Here is a 5,785-nt window from a genome sequence, read left to right on the forward strand (position 1 = left end):
TCTCCTGGCGCTCGGCCTCTGTCAGCTCCTCCATGATGGCCGGGTTGATGTGCATGATCAGCAGGAACTTCATGTCCAACTCCTCACCGTCGCGGCGCCCGGTCGGGCCCCGTCATCGGGTAGTCGTCGCGGGCCGACCGTTCTTGACATGCCGGCGGCGGGTTCAGCAGATCAGATGATTCTGCCGGTACAGGTCAAGATCCGTCGATCGGCTCCGACCTCACGGTGACGATCCAAGTCTCACCACCGTTATCGCCATCACAGGAGGAACACGTGGCTCAGCTACTGAGAGTCCAGAACTTCAACGTCTCGAGTGACGGAATCGGTGCCGGTGAGGACCAGACCCTCGAGAGACCATTCGGTCATGTCGAGCCCGAGAGGCTGTTCGCCTGGGCCGGCGCCACTGCGAGTTGGCCCATGCGCACCGAACCCGGGGGCAGCCGGGGCCTCGACGACTACCTCACGCGGGACTACGCACGCAACATCGGCGCCGAAATCATGGGCCGCAACAAGTTCGGGCCCCAGCGCGGGCCCTGGCACAACCACGAGTGGCGCGGCTGGTGGGGCGACGAGCCCCCGTTCCGCACCCCGGTGTTCGTCATGACCCACCACACACGTCCTTCGTACACGCTCTCCGACACCACGTTCCACTTCGTCGACGGCGACCCGGCCACGGTCCTCGAACAGGCCCGGGAGGCGGCGCAGGGCAAGGACGTCCGACTCGGCGGCGGAGCGACCACCATCCGGCAGTTCCTCGACGCCGACCTCGTCGATACCCTGCACGTGGCGGTCTCGCCGGTGAAGCTCGGATCCGGAGTACGACTCTGGAAGTCCCCCGATGAGCTGCTCGACCGGTACCACCTGGAGGTCGTTCCCAGCCCGAGCGGGGTGACGCACCACCTGTTCTGGCGAAAGTGACCGGACCTCAAGGCTGGCCCCGGCCGGCTGTTTTGCCTCCCGGGGCTGCCTTGAGGCGGGCCGTCGAGCGATGGTTACTCAACGTTACTTGCCTGGCTGCAGCAGCTATACGAGAACCGGGCCTACTCGCGGCGCACGTCCCTCAGTGCGGCCTCATACGACTGGCCAGTCTCCGCCGTCCTTCGCCGGGCAGTGTTCTCCAAGGGCTTGATGTGATGGGTGAATGCCTCGGCCGGTGAATATGCGCCTGGAGGCGAGGACCAGCGCGCGGCCCCTGCGGACACGCGATGGAGCCCCGGACGCTCGACCGTCCGGGGCTCGCGGATGCTCAGGGTACGGCGGCTGCTACAGGTCGAACTCGAGGTGCTCGATGTCCGTGAAGCGGACCTCCTCCAGGGAGCCGGCGCGGCGGCCGCCGTCCTGGAAGTACACCTCCTTGAGCGCTTCGGCAGCGATCTCCCGCAGCTGCTGGTCGGTGGCGCCCTGCTCCTGGGCGTCGAAGAGGCGGGCGGCGTACTGCGGCGGCAGCGCCACCGTGAGGTGCCGGATCCGGTCCTGGTCCGTCGATCCGATCGGGGCGGTGTAGCCGAGTCGGGCGCGGGTGTCGATGACAATGCCGCCGGTGCTCGCCGCCTGCTCGCGGGCCTTCGCCCGGATCTGCGGCTGCCACCTGGCCTTCACCTCGCGCTCCATGCGGGCGGCGAGATCGGGACGGGGCTTCTTGATCTGGTCCTTCACGTACCGCTCGACGGTCCGCTGAGAGACCCGCAGCATCTGAGCGACCGCCTTGGTGCCCTTGAGCTGTTTGACCAGGTACCGCATCTGCGCGCCGGCCGACTTCGGGATCGGGCGGGTGAACGCCTTCTGCACCGCCTGATCCAGACCGTCCCCGAACATGCTCATCGCGGTCTACCTACTCTCCGTTGTCCCTGTCGGTGACGGTGCCGTCCTTGATGTACCGGGCGAGGTTGAGCTCCGGGGCGTTGAACTGCTCGCGGACGCCCTCGCCCCACAGCACGCTCTGCGTGCCCTCCCACTTGACCAGGCCGGGGTTGACCCCGAGCTTGAAGCCGCCCGGCAGCGGCTTGCCCTCCCGGTAGGGCAGGAAGTCCAGCGGGCTCTCGCCATCGGCCGCGTACACGGCGCAGTCGGAGAGAATGGCGACGGGGTACTGCCCGGTGAACGCGGCGTGCTTGACGATCTTGCGGTGCAGGTTGATCCGTGTGCGGGAGATGATCGCGGCGCGGATGTCCGGCCGCCACGTCGGCCGGGACAGCGCACGCCACGGCTCGCCGGGCCGCCACCCCTCGCCCCGCGGGCGCTCGCGCAGCTTCCCCAGGCCGCCCTTCACCGTCGCCTTGATCGCGGACACCACGATCGCCAGCTCCGGGTCACGCTGCCGGTAGCCGTCCAGCGCCGCCAGGAAGTCGGCCGGTGACAGATCCGCGTCGACACCGAGGTCGGCCATCGTGGCGAGGTAGGCGTCGCGCAGCCGGTTGTACCAGCCGTCCAGGTAGCGGCCGTTGTCGTACCGGACGTACGCCTCGATCGGCGCGACGTCGTAGCCGAGTTCCACCGCGTAGGCGACGGTCGGCGTCGCGTACCAGGCCGGGCCCTCCGGGCGCTCGCCCTTCGGCGTGAACGGGCTCGGCAGCAGGCCAGCCTCCAGCTCTGCCCACTTGTCCTTGCCGACCTTCACCCGGGACAGGTCGACGTGAGACAGGTCCACCAGCCAGCTTCCCGGGAGCTTCGGGTCGAACACCGGCTGCTTGACGTGCGTCGGCGCGCCGAGGCCGACGATCAGCCCGTTCGCTCCGGCGGCGAAGGCCATGTTCACGTCGATGCCCACCAGGTTGCGGCGCAGGCATTCGTCGTCGGTCAGGGGCCGCGCCCAGTCGTACGCCTCCTCGAACAGCTTCTCCGACGGCCCGCGGACGTGGAAGCGCGGCAGATCTGCCAGCAGCGGGTGCCCGTCCGGGGCCTCGCACGGCGCGCAATCGACCGGGTCCTTCCCCAGCGAGCCGGGGTTGTGCTCGGAGTGCCGCTTACCGTCGGCGTCCGGCTCGGAGGCCCGGGTCGCCGGGTGCAGCGCGGTCATCAGCTCCAGACCGGTCACGGCGGTCGAGCCGCGCGGCGTCATCACCCGGGACGCGTACTCGCCCAGGACCCGGGCGAGTTCCGCCGACGGAAGCTGCTCGGCCTCGCCCCAGTGCCGCGTGTCCAGCGCCTGCCAGGACGGGATGCACAGCTGCACGCAGGCCCGCTCCGAGCCTGTGGCGGGGCGGTAGATCCGCGCCCACGGCCCGAACCCACGCTTCGTCAGCTTCCACTTCGCGCGCACCAGCTGCTTGATGACCTTGTGGCCCTCCGGCAACCGCCCGGCCAGCCGCTCCTCCTCGCTGAGGGCAACCGGGAGGCCGTAGCGCTCCAGTGCGGTCTTGGTGAGCACGAGCAGCGGGTCGGCCGGCTTGCCCGGACCGGACAGCTTCGGCGCCCCGAGCTTCGCCTCCTTGAGCGTCCAGTCCACCAAGGTGGGCAGCGACTTGGCGGGCACGTCCAGGACCAGACCGCCGACGCAGTACGCCAGCGCCTTCCCGTCCTCGACGTCGACGACCGCGAGCGGGCCGTGCTCGAACCGCGGGTCGGTGCCGCCCGCCGGGGTCGCGGCCGGGGCCGCCTTCCGCGCGCCGGGACGGCGCGACGTCGACGACGGCCTGGTGGTGCGCGCCGGACGCGGCGCTGCTGCCGGAGCAGCGGCGACGGGAGCAGGGGCAGGGGTCTGGGTGTCCTCGGGTGCAGTCATGGCCGCAGCGTCGAGCGCCGGGCCTGTGGACAGAACCCGCGCTTCCGCCGGGGCGTGCGCGGCGGTGAACGCGGTCGGCACCGCAGCGTCCTGGACGGGCGCAGCCGAGGCGGCCGGTGCGGGGTAGAGCTCCGCGAGCTTGTCCAGCAGCCGGGCGTATGCGTCGCGCTCCGGCGGGCGGGGCTCGGTCTTGCCGGACTCCCACCCGCTGACCGTGGCCCGGCGCACCTTCAGCGCGCCTGCCACCTCGTCAATCGTCAGGCCGTGCGCGGCACGCAGCCGCTTGCGCTCCCCCGGCGGCGGCAGCGTGGCGCGGGACGCGAGCAGCGCGTCGACCGCGTCGAACAACTCAGACATGGGTTACCTCCCGATCAACACCCTACCCCATGAAGCGTACGACTGGCGTACGCATGCCGTACGAATGACGTTCTTTTTGCGTACGAGTGTTATGTTGACCTTGATCTGTCAACAGCTAGAGCCGTCCGGGGGGAACCGATGGAAGAGCGCGGCGTCGCGGGCACAATGTCCGAGCGAGAGAGCCGTCAGACGCTGCAGCAGGTGATCCTCCCGGCGTTCACGCAGGGCGCCGCGCGCCAGAGCCACCCGGTCGTCGTCATCGTCGGCGGCCAGCCCGGCGCGGGAAAGACCCAGATCGCAGACCTGGTCCAGGGCGTCCTGAACCGCCGGGGCGGCGCCGTGCGCGTCGCCCGCGACCTCTACAAGGCCACCCACCGGCACTACGACGCGCTCCTGGCCGCCGATGTCCGCACCGCCGGGGCGAAGGTCCGGCCGGACACGAGCCGCTGGCAGGCCGAAGCCGAAGAGCACATCCGGGCCCGCCGGTTCGACGCGGTCGTCGAATCCGCCCTCGCCGATCCCGACGAAACCCGCGCGTCGTCGGCGGCGTACCGCCGGTCCGGCCACCGGATCGAGGTGGTCGCGCTCGCGACCCCTGAGGCCCTGAGCCAGCTCGGGATCCTGGACCGCTTCCTGACCGAAGCGGTCCACACGACGAGCGCCACATCCTGAGCTCGCCCTGCTGGACGCCTTCGACCTCCAGCTGGCCACCGCCGCAGCCGGCCTCCCCCACCAGGCGGCCGCCGCCCGGCTCGCCGAACGCCCCTTCGTCCGCGAGAACCCGTACGCGCTGTGGCCGTACCACCTGCACGCCCTGATCCGCTCCACCCTGCGCACCGCAGACGACGCCACCGACGACCGCTGGACCGACGCCGACTGGCAAGCCGCCGCTGCTCGAAGAACTCCTTGCCTTGGCCCGTCCCTGTGCCGTCGAGGAGGTAGACGCAAGCGGGGACGTGGCGGTGGAGCGGTTCGTGCAGTGGATCACAGACCCACACCAGCGCGAGGCGATACGGGCGTGCGCTCTGCCGCTACAGCTGAACGAGGACATATTTGCCGCCGCGGCTGGGCCGGAAGTAGGAGGGCTGTGGGAGTGGCTCTGCGGGCAGCCGTTCGTCAGCGGCCATGATGACTTCAAGCATTATCACGCGGTCGTACGCGCCAGCATGGTCCGTCAGCAGCGCGCCCACTCTCCCCAGCGCTGGACCGCAGCACATCTCCGGCTCGCTGACGTCCACGCCTGCTGGCGCGCCGCGGTCGAGGAGAACCTTCCCGAGGCGAAACGCTGGGGAGATCCTGGATGGCGCCGACACCGTCTGGACGAGACATACCACCGCTTATGCGCGCACCCTGGGGCATATTTGGTGTCTGCTCTTGGACAGATCGCGCAGGCGGCGGACTGGGACACGGCGGTGCTGCGGCAATGGACCGAGACCTTCGAGCAGGCCGCGCTCGACACCGGCAATGCCGCCCTGCTCAGCTGGTCTGGCCGCCTCGGGAACGCCCTCGCTAGCGACGGGCCAGTTCTCGCGTGCCTCACTGTTCTGCTGACCTGCGGTGATTTGAGCACCGCTGCCCGGGGCTGGGCCGGCCTCGACGCGCAGGGGTGGGAGACCGATATGGGGATCCTGTCCAGCTGCCGGGTGCTGGGCGAGGGCGTCGACATCCGCGGCAAGCGCGGTGTCGGCGGCGTCGTCTTCGCCGACA

The 5,785-nt window shown here is 70.2% G+C and carries 5 protein-coding genes and 1 pseudogene; 4 read left to right on the plus strand and 2 right to left on the minus strand.

All coding sequences use genetic code 11. From position 1 onward, the window contains the following. Together ACWCPY_RS42735 and ACWCPY_RS42740 are read left to right on the plus strand one after the other, a co-directional pair. Nucleotides 1–229 (plus strand): hypothetical protein (locus ACWCPY_RS42735; RefSeq protein ID WP_451274537.1); only part of this gene is annotated, 229 nt, incomplete at its 5' end. Between the two features lie 44 nt (nt 230–273). Then, the gene (locus tag ACWCPY_RS42740; protein ID WP_385336361.1) at nt 274–918 is read left to right on the plus strand and encodes a dihydrofolate reductase family protein; all 645 of its coding nucleotides are present in this window, start codon (nt 274–276) and stop codon (nt 916–918) included. 345 nt (nt 919–1,263) lie between these two features. Here ACWCPY_RS42740 and tpg read toward each other — a convergent pair whose 3' ends face one another. Together tpg and tap are read right to left on the minus strand one after the other, a co-directional pair. Continuing rightward, complete coding sequence (gene tpg, locus ACWCPY_RS42745; protein ID WP_451274540.1) at nt 1,264–1,821, minus strand: telomere-protecting terminal protein Tpg; 558 nt, start codon at nt 1,819–1,821, stop codon at nt 1,264–1,266. 10 nt (nt 1,822–1,831) lie between these two features. Next, on the minus strand, nt 1,832–4,078 hold the full coding sequence (gene tap / locus ACWCPY_RS42750; RefSeq protein WP_451274542.1) for a telomere-associated protein Tap: 2,247 nt from the start codon (nt 4,076–4,078) through the stop codon (nt 1,832–1,834). Between the two features lie 201 nt (nt 4,079–4,279). On the opposite strand from tap, the gene ACWCPY_RS42755 reads away from it, so the two are divergent. Together ACWCPY_RS42755 and ACWCPY_RS42760 are read left to right on the plus strand one after the other, a co-directional pair. Beyond that, the gene (locus tag ACWCPY_RS42755) at nt 4,280–4,750 is read left to right on the plus strand and encodes a zeta toxin family protein (protein ID WP_451274544.1); all 471 of its coding nucleotides are present in this window, start codon (nt 4,280–4,282) and stop codon (nt 4,748–4,750) included. Between the two features lie 290 nt (nt 4,751–5,040). After that, nucleotides 5,041–5,785, plus strand: a pseudogene (locus ACWCPY_RS42760) (hypothetical protein); the annotation flags it as partial.

This window comes from Streptomyces sp. NPDC002403 (genome assembly GCF_053593015.1).

What these genes read in the sequence shown, in the direction of transcription:
- tpg (WP_451274540.1), bottom strand. Translation starts at nt 1,821, where the DNA reads ATGAGCATGTTCGGGGACGGTCTGGATCAGGCGGTGCAGAAGGCGTTC.
- tap (WP_451274542.1), bottom strand. Translation starts at nt 4,078, where the DNA reads ATGTCTGAGTTGTTCGACGCGGTCGACGCGCTGCTCGCGTCCCGCGCC.